The following is a 16,533-nucleotide window of genomic DNA, read 5'->3' on the forward strand; positions in this document are numbered from 1 at the left end:
ATTAAGTGAGCGACCACCGCAACATGATCCTGGCGATCGTCCTTTCGGCGATCGTGCTCTTCGGCTGGAGCTTCATTTCGGATCGCTATTTCCCGACGGCGAGCGAACCTTCGACCAGAATCGTCGAAGGCAAGCAGGTGCCGATCCCCCAGCCGGACGAAGACCCCACGGCCGACGCGCCGGTGGCGGTCCGCGATCGCCAGGCCGTGCTCGCCGAGACCCCCCGCGTCGCCATCGAGACGCCGCGTCTCGAGGGCTCGATCAACCTTCGCGGCGCCCGCATCGACGACCTCGTGCTCACCGAATACCGCCAGAGCCTCGCCGAAGACTCGCCCTTCATCCGCCTGCTCTCGCCCTCCGGCTCGCCCCAGGCTTATTTCGCGAGCTTCGGCTGGACCGGTGAAGGCCTAGTGCTACCCGGCCCCGACACCGTCTGGGCGGCGAGCGGCACCCGCCTCGCGCCGGGGCGGCCGGTGACCTTGAGCTGGGACAACGGCCAGGGACAGCGCTTCGATATCCGCCTCTCGGTCGACGACGGCTATATGTTCACCGCCAATCAGACGGTGACCAACACCGGTACCGGCGCCGTGGCCGCGCGCCCCTACGCCCTCATCAGCCGCGCGGAAGAGTCCGAGGATCCCGACAGCTGGACGATGCATGTCGGCCCGATCGGCGTCTTCCACGAGGCCGCCAATTACGACTGGAGCTACGAGGACATCGTCGAGGAAGGCGACCAGCGCTTCGCCAGCACCGGCGGCTGGCTCGGCTTTTCCGACAAATATTGGCTGACGGCGCTCGTCCCGCCTCAGTCGGCCGACATCTCCGCCGCGTTCCGGCGCGGCGCCAATGGCGGCTTCCAGGCCAATTACACGGTCGAGCCCACCATCGTCGCGCCGGGCAAGGCGATCACCCATGAGGCGCGCCTGTTCGCCGGCGCCAAGGAAGTTGAGCTGCTCGACCATTATGAGGACGATCTCGGCGTCACCATGTTCGATAAGGCGATCGACTGGGGGTACTTCGAATGGTTCATGAAGCCGATCTTCGCGCTCTTGAACTGGCTGTTCGCCCAGCTCGGCAATTTCGGCTTCGCGATCATCTGCCTGACGCTGATCGTCCGCCTGCTGCTCTTCCCGATCGCACAGAAGCAGTTCAAGTCGATGGCGGCGATGCGCGTCGTCCAGCCGAAGATGAAGGCCCTCCAGGACAAGTGGAAGGACGACAAGCCGCGGCTGCAGCAGGAGATGCTGAAGCTCTATCAGGAGGAGAAGGTGAACCCGATGGCGGGCTGCCTGCCGATCGTCCTCCAGATCCCGATCTTCTATGCGCTCTACAAGGTGCTGATGCTGGCGGTGGAGATGCGGCACGAACCCTTCGTCCTGTGGATCAAGGACCTGTCGGCGCCGGACCCGATGACGCCGGTCAACCTGTTCGGCTATCTCGATTTCACGCCTCCCGCCTTCCTGGCGCTCGGCGTCCTGCCGATCCTGCTCGGCATCACCATGTGGCTTCAGTTCAAGCTCAATCCGCAGCCGATGGACCCGGTGCAGAAGCAGGTCTTCTCGCTGATGCCGTGGGTCTTCATGTTCATCATGGCGCCGTTCGCGGCGGGTTTGCAGCTCTACTGGACGGTGTCGAACATCCTCACCATCGCCCAGCAGAAGTGGCTTTACAGCCGGCATCCGCAGATGAAGGAAGCGGTCGAGGCGGCCAAGTGAGCGACGCGGCGCCGGATCTGGACGAGATCGCGCGGAAGCTCTTTTCCGGGCCGATCGCCTTCCTGAAGTCGGCGCCCGGTCTCCAGTTCCTGCCGGAGCCGGAGGTCGAGGAGATCGCGTTCGCCGGGCGCTCCAACGTCGGCAAGTCGTCGCTCCTCAACAAGCTCACCAACCGCCGCGACCTAGCTCGGACGTCCAACACGCCGGGCCGTACGCAAGAGCTGAATTTCTTCGATATCGGCGAGCCGCTCCGTTTCCGGCTCGTCGACATGCCCGGTTACGGCTTCGCCAAGGCGCCCAAGGATATCGCCCGCAAATGGCGCTACCTGGTCAACGACTACCTTCGGGGCCGGCAGGTGCTGAAGCGGGCGCTGGTGCTGGTCGACAGCCGCCATGGCCTGAAGGAGATCGACCTCGAGATCATGAAGATGCTCGACGACGCGGCGGTCTCCTATCATCTCGTCCTCACCAAGGCGGACAAGGTGAAGGCGAGCGAGCTTCAGGACGTCGAGCAGCGAACGGCCGAGGAGGCGCGCAAGCATCCGGCGGCTCATCCGGAAATCATCACGACCTCCAGCGAAACCGGGCTAGGCATCGACGGATTGCGGCGCGCCGTGATCGAGGCGATAGGCTGACGCGACGGGAGACGACGCTTTGCTCAAGCTCATCATCGGCAACAAGGCCTATTCGTCCTGGTCGCTGCGCGGCTGGCTGGCGGTGAAGCAGTCGGGTCTGCCGTTCGAGGAAATCACCGTTCCCATGTTCGACGAGGACTGGAACCGGCGTCGCGAAGGAGACGAGTTCGCGCCGTCGGGCGGCAAGGTGCCGATCCTGTGGGACGACAAGACCGTCATCTGGGACAGCCTCGCCATCATCGAATGGCTGGCCGACAAGACCGACCGCGCGCGCTACTGGCCGACCGAAGATGCCGCGCGCGGCATGGCCCGGTCGATGGCGGCGGAGATGCACTCGAGCTACCAGAACCTCCGCCGCGATTACGCGATGAACGTGCGCAAGCAATATACGGCCGCGGAACTGTCGCAGGATGTGCACGCCGAGATCGTCCGCATCATGGAGCTATGGGCCCAGGCGCGCGCCCTGCACGGCAAGGGCGGCCCTTACCTCTTCGGCACGTTCGGCGCGGTGGACATCATGTTCGCGCCGATCGTCACCCGGTTTGTCACCTACTCGATCGCCGTGCCTCGCTTTGCCGCGACCTATGTCGAGGCGATCCTCGACCATCCCTGGATGCGCGAATGGATCGACGCGGCCCAGGAGGAACCCTGGATCATCGAGCAATATGAGGTGCCGGCGGTATGATGAGACTGACAAAGAGAAAGGTGCTGGCCATGGCGATCGGATCGGCGATGCTCGCTGCCTGTTCGGGAGAACCCTCGGCATCGGGCGACGTTTCGCGCGAGACGCTTCGGGCGGTTGGAGACAGGTTCGACAAGGCGCAGATCGAACAGAACCGGGATGAGCTCGAACGTCTCATCGCCGACGATTTCGTCTTCGTCGGGAGCGGCGGCGTTCGGGAGGGAAAGAGGGAGTTCATCGACGGCTTCATCGACCCCGACCTTGCCTTCGACCCGATAAAGATAGTCGATCCGGTCATCGTGCCGCTCGGTCCCGATGCCGGCATCGTCGGCGGTGACGTCGTCCTCAGCGGCATCGCCAACGGCGAGCGCTTCGCCAGCCGCATCCGTTTCGCCGACACCTTCCGCCGCGTCGATGGCGAATGGAAGGCCGTCCATGTCCAGGCGACGAAGGTTCCGGAGGGCGCGCCCTCTCAGTAGGGGCTGCCGTCCTTATGTTCGTAGCGGCGGGCCGGGCCGTTCCAGACCAGATCGATGTCCGGATAGTGGACCACGCCCGTCCCTTGCCGTCCAATGGCGACAAAAGCGCAATCGGCCTCGCTCTCGTTCACGAGGTGATGGCCGTTGGCCGCGCCCATCGGAAAGATGGCGATGTCGCCTGGCTGCATGGTTTCGCGGCCGTCATCCTCGACCAGCACGGCCTCGCCGGCCAGCATGATAACGAGCTCGTCTTCATCCTCATGCCAGTGGCGCTGGGCGGACGTCGCGCCGGGCGTCAGGACGACATGGCTGGCGCCGAAATCCTTGAACTCCGCCGCGTCGCCGATACGGCGATACCAGCGCCCGGCCACATCCGACGCGAAGGGTTCGGGGTAGCCGGTCCGGTTGGTCGGTTCGATCGTGTCGAGGTCGAGCTTGGGCATCTCATACTCCGCTGGGCAAGGCGCGGCGCCCTTGCTAGGCCCCGGCCATGACGACCGCAATCGATCCCGTCGACGTCGCCGCCCGCCTCATCGCCTGCCCCAGCGTCACGCCGAAGGAGGCGGGCGCGCTCACCATATTGGGCGAGGCGCTGCAGGACCTCGGCTTCGAGGTCCACCGCTTCCTCTCCGGAAGCGCTCCGGACGGCCCTGTCGAGAACCTCTTCGCTTCGCGTGGGCGAGGCTCACCGCATTTCGCCTTCGCCGGCCATATCGATGTGGTCCCCGCCGGTAACGGCTGGTCGTCCGACGCCTTCACGCCCGAGATACGCGGCGATCTCCTCTATGGGCGCGGCGCCGTCGACATGAAGGGCGCCATCGCCGCCTTCGTCGCCGCCTGTGCCGAGGTTTCCCATCATGCGGGCACGCTCAGCTTCATCATCACCGGCGACGAGGAAGGCCCCGCCGTCTTCGGGACGGCCGCGATCATGGAATGGATGGCGGAGCGATCGATCCGGCCGGACATGATCCTGATCGGCGAGCCGACCTCGGAACATCGCCTCGGCGATACGGTGAAGATCGGCCGGCGCGGCTCGGTCAATATCTGGATCGACGTCAAGGGAACGCAGGGGCATGTCGCCTACCCTCACCTGGCCGACAATCCGATCGCGCGCCTCGCCCGCATCCTCGCCGCGCTGGAAGCCATGCCGCTGGACGAAGGCACGGAATGGTTCCAGCCGTCTAACCTTGAGGTGACCGACCTCAAGGTCGACAATCCGGCCTGCAACGTCATCCCGGGCGACGCGCATGCCCGTCTCAACATCCGTTTCAACGATCGCCAGCGCGGACCGGAGCTGGTCGAACGGGTGCGCGGGATTGTCGAGGATCACGCCCCAGGCGCGCGCTTCGAAGCCCGGATTTCCGGGGAGGCCTTTCTCAATGAGCCGGGGCCGCTGTCGGAGATAGTGACCGATGCCATCCAGGCCGAAACAGGCCTGACCCCCGCCCTCTCGACCAGCGGCGGCACATCCGACGCGCGCTTCCTCACCAAACTCTGCCCGGTGATCGAATTCGGCCTTCCGAACGCGACGATGCACAAGCTGGACGAGGCCGTCGCGGTGCAGGACCTGGGAACCCTCCAGGCGATTTACGGGCGGGTGATCCGTTCGGCGCTCGGCCGGGATTAAGCGATCCGCGGCAGCCGCCGCCTCGGCGCATTGTCGCGCACCCAGGCGACGAACTCGGTCTCGCCCATCGGCTCCGCGAAGGCGAATCCCTGAAGGATGTCGCAACCTATGGCGCGAAGAACGTCGAGTTGCTCGCCGCGCTCCACGCCCTCGCCGACCGCTTCGCAGCCGAGGCCGTGGATGAGGTGGATGACCGCCGAGACGATCGTCCGCGCGCCGTCCGAAACGTCGACTCCCTGGACAAGACCGCGGTCCAGCTTGACCCGATCGAGCGGCATGTCGTTCATCCGCGAGAGATTGGAATAGCCTGATCCGAAGTCGTCGATGGCGATCGTGACGCCCTCTTCCCGCAGCGCCGCCAGCTCCAGGATCACGGCGTCGCCGCACTTCATCGCGAGCGTTTCGGTGAACTCGATCTCGAGCGGCCAGGGCGGCGGTCCGCTCTTCGCCAGCGTTTCGCGCAGGCGCCTGAAGAAATCGGGGCGATCGACCTGACGCGGACTGACGTTGAAGGTCAGTCTCTGGGTCATGCCCGCCGCCCGCCAGCGATGCAGCGTCGCCACGGCTTCCCCGACCACCCAGTCGCCGATGTCGACCATCAGGCTGCTTTCCTCGGCGACGCCGAGGAAGCTGCCGGGAAGCCGCATGCCCTCGGTCGGGTGGTTCCAGCGCAACAACGCCTCGGCGGCGATCACGGCGCCGGTCCGCGCGCAGACCTGCGGCTGGAAGGCGAGCTCGAACTGGCCCTTGGCAAGCGCCTCGCGCAGGGCGCGCTCGGTCATGACCTTCTGTTCGACCGCCGCCGCCATTTCCGGCCGGAAGAGCGACACCCGCGACCGCCCGGCCGCCTTGGCATCGTACATGGCCGTGTCGGCGGCTTTCATCAGGCTCGTCAGGTCCTCGCCATGACGCGGGCCGATCGCGACGCCGATCGAGGCGCCCATGTGAACCGTCTGCTCGGCAATCTGGTAAGGCTCGTTGAGGGCGGTGAGCGCACGTCCCGCGATCAGCTCCGCCTCCTGCGCGTTGCCGACGGCAGGGAAAAGCAATGTAAACTCGTCGCCGGCCAGCCTGGCCAGCAGCGGCTGTACCGGTGCGCCGTCCCGCGCTTCCGCCTTCACCACCTCGCGAAGACGATTGGCGACCATGATCAGCACGTGATCGCCCTGCGCGTGGCCGAGATTGTCGTTGACCTCCTTGAAGCCGTCGAGGTCGATAAAGAGCAGCGCAACCCGCTCACCGGGCCCTCGTGCCTTGAGGAGCCGATCGGCCTCGCGCTTGAAGTGGATGCGGTTCGGCAGCGCCGTGACCGGATCGTAGAGCGCCATGACATGGACATTGTCGAGGTTGGAGCGGACCTGCGCGAACAAATTGTCGACCGCCGCCGCGAGCGCCGGCATCCCGTTCCGGACCGCGGCCGGCGCCGGAGAGGTGAGGTCCCCCGCATCGACGGCGAGCAGCCGATCGATCAGCGCCGCGACAGCGCGAGCGTGCGCGCTATTGGGCCTTTCCGCCGCCACCCAGACGATAAGCAGCGCGAACAGCCCCATGGTGAGCGATGCGGCGATCTGCTCGTCCAGATCCCGCATCATGAGCACCGCCACCAGCGTGAACGCGAACGACGCAAAGCCCGCGCATAACGACAGCAGCATATTACTGATTCTCTGGAGCTTTTCCTTCATGGTCCCAAAGGTTTCCAGACGCGGTCTCGTTGCGGGTACGAAATATTCGATTGCCCAACGATTCACTTTTAGCCGCGCGGCCTTAACGTTCCGTCTATGCGTTCCTGCGTCGACGAAGGACGATGTAGAGCGCGCCTGCCCCGCCATGCCGGGGATGGGCGTTGCGCACGGCCGCGATATGGGCGGCGTGTCGCGAGGCCGCGAGCCAGTCACCCACGGCCGAGCGTATCGCACCTCTCTGGACCGGCCGGCGCTCGTCGGTCGGCGGCTTGCCGGTGATGAGCAGCATCACCCGCGCGCCCATCGCCACGGCCTGTTCGAGCTTCAGGTCGAGCAGATGGTAAGCGTTGGCGAGGTTGTGGCCGTGCAGGTCGACGACGATGTCGGGCTGGACCAGCCCGCCGCCGAGACGGCGGTCCCATCCCGCGTCGAGGGTGACGCCCGGCTTCGGGGCCGTCGTTCGCGGCTCCGGCCTGGCAATCACCCTCGCCTTCGGCGTCGCCGCACGCCGGGGCTCTGGCGAAACCGACGCCGGCTCGTCAGCGGGCGCCCCCGTGTGCGCGTGGAGAGGGCGAACGCTCGCGACCACCTTCTCCCACAGCGCCTTTTCCTCAGCGCCGAGACGCCGCATAGTCTGAATTAAGCCGGGACACCGTTCCCTTGGGAAGAAGCACATAGGCGTCGCCATTGGCCTGCATGCCGCCGGCGATCCGCTTCGCCTCCGCGCCCGCGCCCCAGAAGGTGTCGAAGCGGTTGGCGCCCTTGATCGCCCCGCCCGTGTCCTGGGCGACCCAGAGGCCCGAAGCGACCGGCTTGTCGACCGCGAGGAACACCGGCGCCCCCAGTGGCACGAAGTTCGGATCGGCGGCGATGGTGGCGCGCGGCGTGACCGGATGGCCCATCGCGCCGATCGGGCCCGGTCCGGTCAACTCGCGGAAGAAGATGTAGCTCTTGTTCTCGCGCATGATCGCGCGCCCCTCCTCGGGGTGGGCGCGAAGCCAGGCGACGATGCCCTGCATGCTGGTCTCGCCGGGACCGAGCAGCCCCCGCTCCTTCATCAGCCGGCCGATCCCGACATAATCGCGTCCGTTCTGGCCGGCATAGCCGATGCGCATCACGCCGCCGTCGGGCAGGAGCAGGCGGCCGGAGCCCTGGATGTGGAGGAAGAAGAGGTCGATCGGGTCGGCGGCCCAGCCGATCTCGAGCCCGCGCCCCGCGAGCGCGCCGTCGGCGATCTGGGCGCGGTCGTAATAAAGGACATAGTCGCCGTTTTCGAGACGGCCACGGCCCTTCTCACCGGTCAGCGGATTGACCTCAAGCAGATCGGCGGGCTTGGCGTAGACGGGCACTTCATAGCCGGACCGCCGAACGCGCGATCCCAGGATCTGGGGCTCGAAATAGCCGGTGGCGAAGGCCTCGCCGGCGCCGACCTCCGCGGTTTCGAAATAGCCCTGGAAGAAGGCTTCGGCCTGGCTCGCCGGCCATCGCGCCGCCGCGGCGCAGGCGGCCGACCAGTCTTCCGGCTGGGTCAGCCCCGAGGCGTCGCTGCGTCGCAGCAGCGAAGGACAGCTGATCTGGAAGGCGGCGAGCGCCTTGGCCGCCGACGCCGGGGTGATGCCGAGGCTGGTCACGGCCGGGCCGGCGCCGACTCCCACCGAGAGAGCGGTCGGGGCGACGGGAGGCGATGGTGGAGGCGCTGGCGGGCGAGACGGCGGAATGACGGTGGGGGCGCAGCTTGCGAGCGCGACCAGCGCTGCCCCCAGCGCCGTAAAGCGCGCCCTGCGCCCCAATCTGCGTCTTGAGCCCGAATCCCGCACCCGCGGACTATAGCCGCGGGGTCCGGGCCGGGGAAAGGAGAAGCTGGCCTGACGGGCCAAGCCGGGCGAGCGGTGTTGCCCTTATGCCTCGTCGGTTTCGACGAGCAGCCAGTTGGGATCGTCGCTGCCGAGCGTGCGGCGGAAAGTCCACACATCGTGGGTTTCGACCGCGTCGCTGAGCGAGCCGGCGACGACCTCGCCCTCCTGGTTGCGGGTCACCGCCGCGATATCGGCGTCGAAACGGACGGTGATCGTGGCCGTGCGCCCGTCGAGGCGTGCATCCTCGATCATGGCGCGTTCGATCGCGACCAGGCGGTTGTCGAGCTTGTGGCCCGCGGCCTCGCGATCGGCGATGGCCTGGGCGAACGAGGCGCCGACGTCTTCGCCGACCAGATCGGACAGCTCGTCCTGATCGGCTTTCCAGAAGGCTTCCAGGATCATGCGATACGCCATCTGCGCGCCTTCGAGGAAGCGGGCGACGTCGAAGCCTGGATCGGCAGAGACGATCGCGCGGATGCCGCCCGCCGCGGCTTCTTCATAGACGAGGCCGCTGCTCTGATTGCGATCCGGCGCGACATCGGTCACCGGGACCGGCTGATCCGCGCCGGGCACCGTTTCAGGGCGGGTTACCGGCTGCTGCTCGTGTCCGGTGCGTCGGCCGAGGACGGCATAGAGGCGCAGGCCCACGAACAGGGCCACCAGCGCCAGCAGGACAATCTCGACCGTCACGCAATGTCTCTCCGTCAAATCCAACGCCTACATAGGCCCGAAGGGTCCACGATTCAAATACCGTCTCCGCCGCGGGGGCTTGTCGCCCGCATGTTGCGCGAGTCCCCCACGCCTGCTACCCGCGCGCCGACGGTTGCGGCCTTCGGGCGCGACACCTTTCCACATCCATGAAGGCAATCGAAAAATGGCCGAGGTAAGAAGCGTTACGGACGAGCAGGATCAGGCGACGAACGGCGGCGATACCGCCCCCCAGGTCGGCGTGATCTCTCAATATGTGAAGGACATGTCCTTCGAGAATCCCAACGCTCCGGCCGTCTACCAGTGGCAGACCCAGCCGAAGATCGAGGTGCAGTTCAACATCGGCTCGCAGAAGGTCGGCGACGACGTTCACGAAGTCGTGCTGAGAATCGAGGTAACGGCCCAGTCCGACGACCGTACCGCCTTCCAGGTCGAGCTGGTCTATGCAGGCCTGTTCGCGCTTCGCAACATCCCCGAGGAGCAGCTCCAGCCGTTCCTGCTCGCCGAAGCGCCCCGGCTCCTTTTTCCCTTCGCCCGCCAGGTTATCGACAGCGCCGTTCAGGATGGCGGCTTCCCGCCGCTCAGGCTCGATCCGATCGATTTCGGAGCGCTTTACATGCAGCGCGCGGCCCAGCTCCAGGCGGAATCGTCCGGCGGCCAGCCCACGGAAGTCGTCGGCCAGGCCTGAGCCTGAACCCGGGCGAGCACGAGGCGCGATGAGCCTTATCAAAGCCACCGGCACGATCGGCGGCCTGACCATGGTCAGCCGCATCGCCGGCTTCGCGCGCGACATGATCCTCGCCCGCGTCCTGGGTCCCGGCACGGCGTCCGACGCCTTCCTGCTCGCCTTCCAGTTACCCAACATCTTCCGGCGGCTGTTCGCGGAAGGCGCCTTTTCATCGGCTTACGTGCCAATGTTCAGCCGGCGCCTTCATGGGGAAGGCGGTCAGGCGTCGGCCGAGGAATTCAGCAGCAACGTCTTGTCGGTGTTCGTGCCGCTGCTGATCGGTTTCACCGCCCTCGTCGAGATCGCCATGCCGGGCGTCATCTGGGTGATGGCGAGCGAATATCAGGACGTTCCCGGAAAGTTCGAGCTGACCGTCGCGCTGGCCCAGATCACTTTCCCCTATATCCTGCTCATCAGCCTCGTCTCGCTCCTCGCCGGCATCCTCAATTCCCTCTCACGCTTCGCGCCCGGAGCCTCCTTCCCTATCCTGCTCAACCTAGTGCTGATCGTCGCGCTGCTGCTGGGCGACCACTGGCGCGCCGGCACGGGCAATGACGAGCTTGTAGCCTACGTCCTCGCCATCGCGGTCGCGATCGGCGGCGTCCTTCAGCTCCTCTGGCTCTGGTTCTGGACGCATCGCGCCGGCATCCGGCTCACCCTTCACCGTCCGCGGTTGACGCCGGAGGTGAAGGAGCTCGGCATCATCATTGTGCCGGCCGTGTTCGGCGCCGGCGTCTATCAGATCAACCAGCTGGTCCAGCTGTTCTTCGTCACGCGGCTGCCCAACGGATCGCTGAGCTACCTTAATTTCGCCGACCGGCTGAACCAGCTTCCGCTCGGCATCATCGGCATCGCCCTCGGCACGGCGATCCTGCCAATGTTGTCCCGCTATATCGGGAGCGAGGACCGCAAGGGCGCGGATCGAATTCAGTCCAATGCGATCGAGCTGGCGATGCTGCTCACCCTTCCCGCCGCCGCCGCGCTGGCGGTGTGCGCTGCGCCGTTCGTCAACGCCTTCTTCCTCGGCGGCCGCTTCAACGCCGCCGATGCGACCATCACCGCCAATGTCGTCGTCGCGCTGGTCACGGGTCTCCCTGCTTATGTGCTGATCAAAGTGCTGACCCCGTCCTATTTCGCGCGCAAGGACACGCGGACGCCGGTTTATGCCGCGATCGCCGCCTTGCTCGTCTTCGTGCTGTTCAACGCCTTCTTCATCGAACGCTTCGGCATCGTCGGCCTTGCCGGTGCGACCGCCGTCGGCGCCTGGCTCAACAGCCTGCTGCTCTATGCGATCCTCGTCCGGCGCGACCATTACCGGATCGACGCCGTGCTCGGCGGACGGCTGCTGCGCCAGCTTGTCGCCACGGCGCTGATGGTCGCGGCGCTCTGGCCGCTCCGGGCCTGGTTCTGGCCCTGGTTCTCCGGTTCGATCTTCGAGCGCGCGATCGCCATCGCGACGCTGGTCGGCGCCGGGGCGTTGGTCTATTTCGGCACCGCGTTCCTCATTGGCGCCGTCGACCGGGAGAAATTGAACATGCTCAAGAGCCGAAAGGCGGCCGCCTGATGCGCGTCGTTTCCGGAATCCAGCCGACGGGCAATCCGCATCTCGGCAATTATCTCGGCGCGATCAAGCGCTGGGCGGAGATGCAGCACGAGACCGAGTGCCTGATCTTCCTCGCCGATCTGCACGCGATCACCGTCTATAACGACCCCGCCCAGCTCGCCGCCACCATTCGCGAGGCCGCAGCGACCCTGATCGCCTGCGGCATCGATCCCGAAAAGGCGATCCTGTTCAACCAGGCGCGCGTTCCGGCCCATGCCGAGCTCGCCTGGCTGCTGAACTGTACCGCGCGGGTCGGCTGGCTCAACCGGATGACCCAGTTCAAGGAGAAATCAGGCAAGAACCGCGAAGGCGTCAGCGTCGGCCTTTACGCCTACCCGGTGCTCCAGGCCGCGGACGTCCTCCTGTACCAGGCAACCCATGTGCCTATCGGCGAGGACCAGAAGCAGCATCTGGAGCTGGCCCGGGACATCGCCACCAAATTCAATGCCGACTATGGCGTCGAGCTGTTCACCCTCCCGGAGCCACTGATCGGCGATACCGCCGCGCGTATCATGTCGCTGAGGGACGGCGCGGCGAAGATGTCCAAGTCCGACCCGTCCGACATGAGCCGCATCAACCTCACCGACGACAGCGACACCATCGCGCAGAAGGTCCGCAAGGCGAAGACCGATCCCGAACCCTTGCCGGAAACTCTCGAAGGGCTCGATTCGCGGCCTGAGGCGAAGAACCTCGTCGGCATCTATGCGGCGCTGGCCGGACGCGAGACGCAGGAGGTGCTGAGCGAATTCGCCGGGCAGGGTTTCGGCGCGTTCAAGCCGGCGCTCGCCGAGCTGGCTATCGAAGCCCTGCGACCGATCAGGGCCAGGCTGGGCGAGCTGATGGCTCATCCCGACGAAATCGATCGGATACTCGAGCGCGGTTCCGGACAGGCGGCGATGCTGGCACGCCCGACGCTCGCGGCGGCTTACCAGGCCCTGGGGTTGCCGATCGGCCGCTGACTCGACTCGTCACCCTTCAGCAACCATTCAGCGACAATGATGTTAGGATAAGCACTTCTGTACAAAGTGTAATCGCCGTTTTCGAAAGGCCACCACCCGATGTCCCTTTCCAAGAAAATCCTCGCCCTCGCCGCGCCAGCGGCACTGCTGGCGCTCAGCGCCTGCGCGACCGGCTTTCCCGCCCAGGTTTCGCGCTTCCAGGCCATGCCCGCGCCGCAGGGCCAGAGCTTCGTCATCCAGGCCGCCGATCCCGAGGATCGGGGCGGGCTGGAATTCTCCCAATATGCCGATCTCGTCCGCCGCAACCTGATCGCGGAGGGCTATAGCCAGGCGCCGTCGCCCGAGGCCGCGACGTTGGTGGTGACGCTCGATTATGGCGTCGACAATGGCCGCACCGCCGTGCGGACCTGGCCCGCCAGTCGCTTCGGCTATGGCGGTTTCTACGACCCGTTCTATTCGCGCTGGGGCTATTTCGGCCATCGCTCCCATCCCTTCTTCTATGGATGGCACGATCCCTTCTGGTACCGCCCGCTCGCCTATGACGTGGACACGTACACCGTCTTTACGAGCTTCGTGGACATGCACATCCGGCGCGCCGCCGATGGACAGTCGCTGTTCGAGGGCACGGCCCAGGCCCGCTCACGGACCGACCAACTCCAGGCGCTCGTCCCGAACCTCATCGAAGCGATGTTCACCGGCTTCCCCGGCCGCTCTGGCGAGACGGTGAAGATCACGGTCCCGCCGCCCGAAGAGCGCTAGGCGCAAAAAGAAGGGGAGAGGCGGCGGACCGTCTCTCCCCTTCCCATCGGCCCCCGCCCTAACTTTCCAACTGGCGCGTCAGAAGGCGGATATCGGCGTCGAGCTCGGCGTCGCTCTGCCGCAATTTCTCGATCTGGCGAACGGCGTGGATCACGGTGGTGTGGTCGCGACCGCCGAAGCGCCGCCCAATCTCGGGTAGTGACCGGGGAGTCAACTGCTTGGAGAGATACATCGCCACCTGGCGCGGCCGGGCGACCTCACGCGCGCGGCGAGCCGAGGTCATTTCGGCCTTGCGGATGCGATAATGGTCCGACACCCGGCCCTGGATCTCGTCGATCGAGATCCGGCGCTGATTGGCGCGCAGGATGTTGGCCAAAACCTCGTTGCAGAAGTCGAGGTCGATCGCGCGGCCGCTCATCGCCGCATATGCGGCGATGCGGTTGAGCGCGCCCTCCAGCTCGCGCACGTTGGAGCTGATCCTCTTGGCGAGGAACATCACCACTTCCTGCGGCACCTTCACATCCGGCAGCGCCTCGAGCTTCTTGATGATGATGTTGAGGCGAAGCTCGAGGTCGGCGGCGTTGATGTCGGCGACGAGACCCCAGCTGAGGCGCGAGAGGATGCGCGGCTCTATGCCGTCCAGATCCTGCGGCGCCCGGTCGGAGCTGATCACCAGCCGCCGTCCGGCCGAGATGATCTCGTTCATCGTGTGAAAGAATTCTTCCTGGGTCGATTCCTTGCCGGCGATGAACTGGACGTCGTCGATCATGAGGAGATCAGCGGAGCGCAGCTGCTGCTTGAACCGTATCGTCTCGTTGGCGCGGAGCGCGGCGACGAACTCGACCATGAACTTCTCGGCCGACATGTAGATGATCTTCGCGCCCGGACGCCGAGCCCGGAATTCGTGGCCGATGGCGTGCAGCAGGTGCGTCTTGCCGCGCCCGGTACCGCCGTGGAGGAAGAGTGGGTTGAACGCGACATTCTCGGCCGTGGCAAGGGTGCGCGCGGCGTTGAACGCGACTTCGTTGGCCTTGCCGACGACGAAAGTCTCGAACCGATAGCGCGGCTCAAGCGAGGCGGCATAGAGCTCTTCCGGACCTTCGGCAGATTCCAGCCTCGGCTCGGGCGCCGCCGGAATATCGGCCAGCACGGCGCTGCGCTGCGCATTGGCGCCAACGCCGACGCTGACGTGACGCACGGCCGGAAGCATCCCCCGCCAGGCGAGCGCGAGTCGCTCCGCGAAATGGGTCTGGACCCAGTCCGCCATGAACTGCGACGGAAGCTCGAGGCGTACCGTCCCGCACGCCGGGTCGAATCCACCCAGGGCGATCGGCCGCAGCCAGCCGTCGAAGGTGCGGGCGCCGCAGTCGCGACGAAGGCCGCCGCGAATTTGCTCCCACGCCTCAGCGACAGGATCGGCCGCGTCGGTCTCGATGGCTAAAGCTCCCCCACTGGCTGGCGTATGGTTCACGCGAGCACCCCCTCGATTGCCTACCGCTCCGCCGCGGCCATGTGCTGGGCAAGCGATTCTCTCCCCGGCGAACACCCTTCAGTGTCGCCGACTCGGAACGTCGTCTTGCCGTCTTGTTCCGTTGGAGATTCGTCCGCCGGAATGAGTGTTGTAGGGGCTTGATCGGCGCTCGATCAACGGTGAAAATTTGATCTGGGAGAAATAAAGGCGGTTGACACGCAAAAGGGCGCCCGGCGCGGAAAACCGCGAAAATCAGCGGCTTTTCAGTGTCTTCAAATTGTAACGATACTGCCGCACGACCGCGAATCGCCGGGAATCCTAGGGGTTCATTCTTCGTTCGCAAAAGGCCGAAAAAAGACCCGCCGGCATGAGCCGGCGGGTCATGTGTTTCAGTACGGGAAAGGTGCTCAGCCGAGGGCGGCGACGCGCTTCGACAGGCGGGAGATTTTCCGCGCCGCGGTGTTCTTGTGGAAAACGCCCTTGGCGACTCCGCGGGCCAGCTCCGGCTGCACTTTCTGGAAGGCGGCCCTGGCCTGATCCTTGTCGCCGGCGGCGAGCGCGGCCTCGACCTGCTTCACGAAGGTGCGGATGCGGCTGACGCGCGCGCCGTTGACCTCCGCCCGGCGATCGTTGCGGCGGATGCGTTTCTTTGCTTGCGGCGTGTTCGCCATCGTCAATTGCCCTCGTCTCGAAACAGAAGATATCGGTAAAATGAAAACGGCGCGGAATCGGGGCCCGCACCGGTCAGGCGCGCTCTCTACGCACGAAGAGGCGGATGGTCAACCGTCTAGCGCTGGCAAGCGGCGCAATAGAAGGTCGATCGACCGCCCTCGGTCCTCCGGCGAATCGGCGCGCCGCACAGGCAGGCCTCTCCTTCGCGCCCGTATACGCGCCATTGGCTGGAAAAATAGCCGAGGTCTCCATTCGGGCGGGCATAATCGCGGAGCGATGAGCCGCCGGCCTCGATGGCCGAAACAAGCACCGTCCTTATCGCGTCCACCAACGCGGCGAGTCGCGGCTTTGATATCCGCCCGCTGGCGCGGCCCGGCGCGACCTTCGCCATGTGCAACGCCTCGCAGACATAGATATTGCCGAGGCCCGCCACGATCCGCTGATCGAGCAGCAGCGCCTTGATCGGCGCGCTCCTCCCCTCCAGCGCTTCGGCGAGATAGCGGGCCGAGAAAGCGTCGCCGAGCGGCTCCGGCCCCATTTTGGCGAAGGCCGGGAAGCGGCCCAGCGCCTCGGTGGGAATGATGTCGATCGAGCCGAAACGGCGCGGATCGTTAAGGGCGAGCCGCCTTCCCTCCTCGGTCTCGAGCACGAGATGGTCGTGCGTTCCGATCTCCCCGGGATCGATCCGCCACTTGCCGGACATGCCGAGGTGGAAGATGAGCGTGTCGCCCCGATCGGTATCGATCAGCCCATATTTGGCCCGCCTGCCGAGCCCTATCACCTTCGCACGCGTCAGCCGCTGGCGAAGATCGGGCGGGAAGGCGTAACGCAGATCCGCCCGCCGCGCCTCGACCGACACCAGCCGCAGCCCCTCCAGCACGGGAACAAGTCCCCTCACCGTGGTTTCGACCTCGGGGAGCTCAGGCATGTCGTTTCGGCATGAGATCGTGACTGCACA

General features: G+C 65.9%; 17 protein-coding genes. 9 read left to right on the top strand and 8 right to left on the bottom strand.

The window, feature by feature from the left end; translation table 11 throughout:
- Positions 1-5: 5 nt before the first annotated feature.
- Genes yidC through VIR62_RS01010 form a run of 4 tightly spaced genes read left to right on the top strand, consistent with a single transcriptional unit; the run spans position 6 to position 3,511 of the window.
- Positions 6-1,715 carry a membrane protein insertase YidC gene (yidC, locus tag VIR62_RS00995; RefSeq protein WP_431867918.1) on the top strand — a complete coding sequence of 570 codons (1,710 nt, stop codon included), beginning with the start codon at positions 6-8 and terminating at the stop codon, positions 1,713-1,715.
- Positions 1,712-2,350, top strand: a complete 639-nt coding sequence (gene yihA / locus VIR62_RS01000) for a ribosome biogenesis GTP-binding protein YihA/YsxC (protein ID WP_431867920.1) — start codon at positions 1,712-1,714, stop codon at positions 2,348-2,350. The genes yidC and yihA overlap by 4 nt, the downstream gene beginning before the upstream one ends.
- Positions 2,351-2,369: 19 nt before the next feature.
- Positions 2,370-3,035, top strand: a complete 666-nt coding sequence (locus tag VIR62_RS01005; RefSeq protein ID WP_431867922.1) for a glutathione S-transferase family protein — start codon at positions 2,370-2,372, stop codon at positions 3,033-3,035.
- Entirely contained in the window at positions 3,032-3,511 is a 480-nt protein-coding gene (locus VIR62_RS01010; protein ID WP_431867924.1) for a nuclear transport factor 2 family protein, read from the top strand. The genes VIR62_RS01005 and VIR62_RS01010 overlap by 4 nt, the downstream gene beginning before the upstream one ends.
- Here the strand turns inward: VIR62_RS01010 and VIR62_RS01015 are convergent.
- The gene (locus VIR62_RS01015; protein ID WP_431867926.1) at positions 3,505-3,954 is read right to left on the bottom strand and encodes a cupin domain-containing protein; all 450 of its coding nucleotides are present in this window, start codon (positions 3,952-3,954) and stop codon (positions 3,505-3,507) included. The two genes, VIR62_RS01010 and VIR62_RS01015, sit on opposite strands and share 7 nt — an antisense overlap.
- A 47-nt stretch (positions 3,955-4,001) precedes the next feature.
- On the opposite strand from VIR62_RS01015, the gene dapE reads away from it, so the two are divergent.
- On the top strand, positions 4,002-5,138 hold the full coding sequence (dapE, locus tag VIR62_RS01020; protein WP_431867928.1) for a succinyl-diaminopimelate desuccinylase: 1,137 nt from the start codon (positions 4,002-4,004) through the stop codon (positions 5,136-5,138).
- Here dapE and VIR62_RS01025 read toward each other — a convergent pair.
- From VIR62_RS01025 to VIR62_RS01040, 4 genes are all read right to left on the bottom strand, one after another.
- Positions 5,135-6,790, bottom strand: a complete 1,656-nt coding sequence (locus tag VIR62_RS01025) for a putative bifunctional diguanylate cyclase/phosphodiesterase (protein WP_431867929.1) — start codon at positions 6,788-6,790, stop codon at positions 5,135-5,137. The genes dapE and VIR62_RS01025 overlap by 4 nt on opposite strands.
- A gap of 124 nt (positions 6,791-6,914) precedes the next feature.
- Positions 6,915-7,304 carry a Smr/MutS family protein gene (locus VIR62_RS01030; RefSeq protein WP_431867931.1) on the bottom strand — a complete coding sequence of 130 codons (390 nt, stop codon included), beginning with the start codon at positions 7,302-7,304 and terminating at the stop codon, positions 6,915-6,917.
- A gap of 127 nt (positions 7,305-7,431) precedes the next feature.
- The gene (gene mltA, locus VIR62_RS01035; RefSeq protein WP_431867933.1) at positions 7,432-8,451 is read right to left on the bottom strand and encodes a murein transglycosylase A; all 1,020 of its coding nucleotides are present in this window, start codon (positions 8,449-8,451) and stop codon (positions 7,432-7,434) included.
- A 267-nt stretch (positions 8,452-8,718) separates the two neighbouring features.
- A complete protein-coding gene (locus VIR62_RS01040) occupies positions 8,719-9,384 on the bottom strand; it encodes a Tim44/TimA family putative adaptor protein (RefSeq protein ID WP_431867935.1) in 666 nt (221 codons plus the stop codon).
- Positions 9,385-9,550: 166 nt separating this feature from the next.
- On the opposite strand from VIR62_RS01040, the gene secB reads away from it, so the two are divergent.
- The 4 genes from secB (at position 9,551) to VIR62_RS01060 (ending at position 13,432) form a co-directional block, all read left to right on the top strand.
- Positions 9,551-10,072, top strand: a complete 522-nt coding sequence (gene secB / locus VIR62_RS01045; protein ID WP_431867937.1) for a protein-export chaperone SecB — start codon at positions 9,551-9,553, stop codon at positions 10,070-10,072.
- A 28-nt stretch (positions 10,073-10,100) separates the two neighbouring features.
- A complete protein-coding gene (gene murJ, locus VIR62_RS01050; protein ID WP_431867939.1) occupies positions 10,101-11,675 on the top strand; it encodes a murein biosynthesis integral membrane protein MurJ in 1,575 nt (524 codons plus the stop codon).
- Positions 11,675-12,673 carry a tryptophan--tRNA ligase gene (gene trpS / locus VIR62_RS01055; RefSeq protein ID WP_431867941.1) on the top strand — a complete coding sequence of 333 codons (999 nt, stop codon included), beginning with the start codon at positions 11,675-11,677 and terminating at the stop codon, positions 12,671-12,673. Before murJ ends, trpS begins: the two co-directional genes overlap by 1 nt.
- A 99-nt stretch (positions 12,674-12,772) precedes the next feature.
- Positions 12,773-13,432, top strand: a complete 660-nt coding sequence (locus VIR62_RS01060) for a DUF4136 domain-containing protein (RefSeq protein ID WP_431867942.1) — start codon at positions 12,773-12,775, stop codon at positions 13,430-13,432.
- Between the two features lie 58 nt (positions 13,433-13,490).
- On the opposite strand, the gene dnaA is transcribed toward VIR62_RS01060, so the two are convergent.
- From dnaA to mutM, 3 genes are all read right to left on the bottom strand, one after another.
- On the bottom strand, positions 13,491-14,903 hold the full coding sequence (gene dnaA, locus VIR62_RS01065) for a chromosomal replication initiator protein DnaA (RefSeq protein WP_431867944.1): 1,413 nt from the start codon (positions 14,901-14,903) through the stop codon (positions 13,491-13,493).
- 407 nt (positions 14,904-15,310) lie between these two features.
- Positions 15,311-15,574, bottom strand: coding sequence for a 30S ribosomal protein S20 (rpsT, locus tag VIR62_RS01070; RefSeq protein ID WP_431867946.1), 264 nt, complete (start codon positions 15,572-15,574; stop codon positions 15,311-15,313).
- Between the two features lie 116 nt (positions 15,575-15,690).
- Positions 15,691-16,503 carry a bifunctional DNA-formamidopyrimidine glycosylase/DNA-(apurinic or apyrimidinic site) lyase gene (gene mutM / locus VIR62_RS01075; RefSeq protein ID WP_431867947.1) on the bottom strand — a complete coding sequence of 271 codons (813 nt, stop codon included), beginning with the start codon at positions 16,501-16,503 and terminating at the stop codon, positions 15,691-15,693.
- Between the last annotated feature and the right edge of the window lie 30 nt (positions 16,504-16,533).

The sequence above is a fragment of the Allosphingosinicella sp. genome, assembly GCF_036570505.1.
Taxonomy (GTDB): Bacteria; Pseudomonadota; Alphaproteobacteria; order Sphingomonadales; family Sphingomonadaceae; genus Allosphingosinicella.

Coding starts and splice junctions, on each gene's coding strand:
- VIR62_RS01010 (WP_431867924.1), top strand. CDS start 3,032: ATGATGAGACTGACAAAGAGAAAGGTGCTGGCCATGGCGATCGGATCG.
- VIR62_RS01015 (WP_431867926.1), bottom strand. CDS start 3,954: ATGCCCAAGCTCGACCTCGACACGATCGAACCGACCAACCGGACCGGC.
- dapE (WP_431867928.1), top strand. CDS start 4,002: ATGACGACCGCAATCGATCCCGTCGACGTCGCCGCCCGCCTCATCGCC.
- VIR62_RS01025 (WP_431867929.1), bottom strand. CDS start 6,790: ATGCTGCTGTCGTTATGCGCGGGCTTTGCGTCGTTCGCGTTCACGCTG.
- secB (WP_431867937.1), top strand. CDS start 9,551: ATGGCCGAGGTAAGAAGCGTTACGGACGAGCAGGATCAGGCGACGAAC.
- murJ (WP_431867939.1), top strand. CDS start 10,101: ATGAGCCTTATCAAAGCCACCGGCACGATCGGCGGCCTGACCATGGTC.
- trpS (WP_431867941.1), top strand. CDS start 11,675: ATGCGCGTCGTTTCCGGAATCCAGCCGACGGGCAATCCGCATCTCGGC.
- VIR62_RS01060 (WP_431867942.1), top strand. CDS start 12,773: ATGTCCCTTTCCAAGAAAATCCTCGCCCTCGCCGCGCCAGCGGCACTG.
- rpsT (WP_431867946.1), bottom strand. CDS start 15,574: ATGGCGAACACGCCGCAAGCAAAGAAACGCATCCGCCGCAACGATCGC.
- mutM (WP_431867947.1), bottom strand. CDS start 16,503: ATGCCTGAGCTCCCCGAGGTCGAAACCACGGTGAGGGGACTTGTTCCC.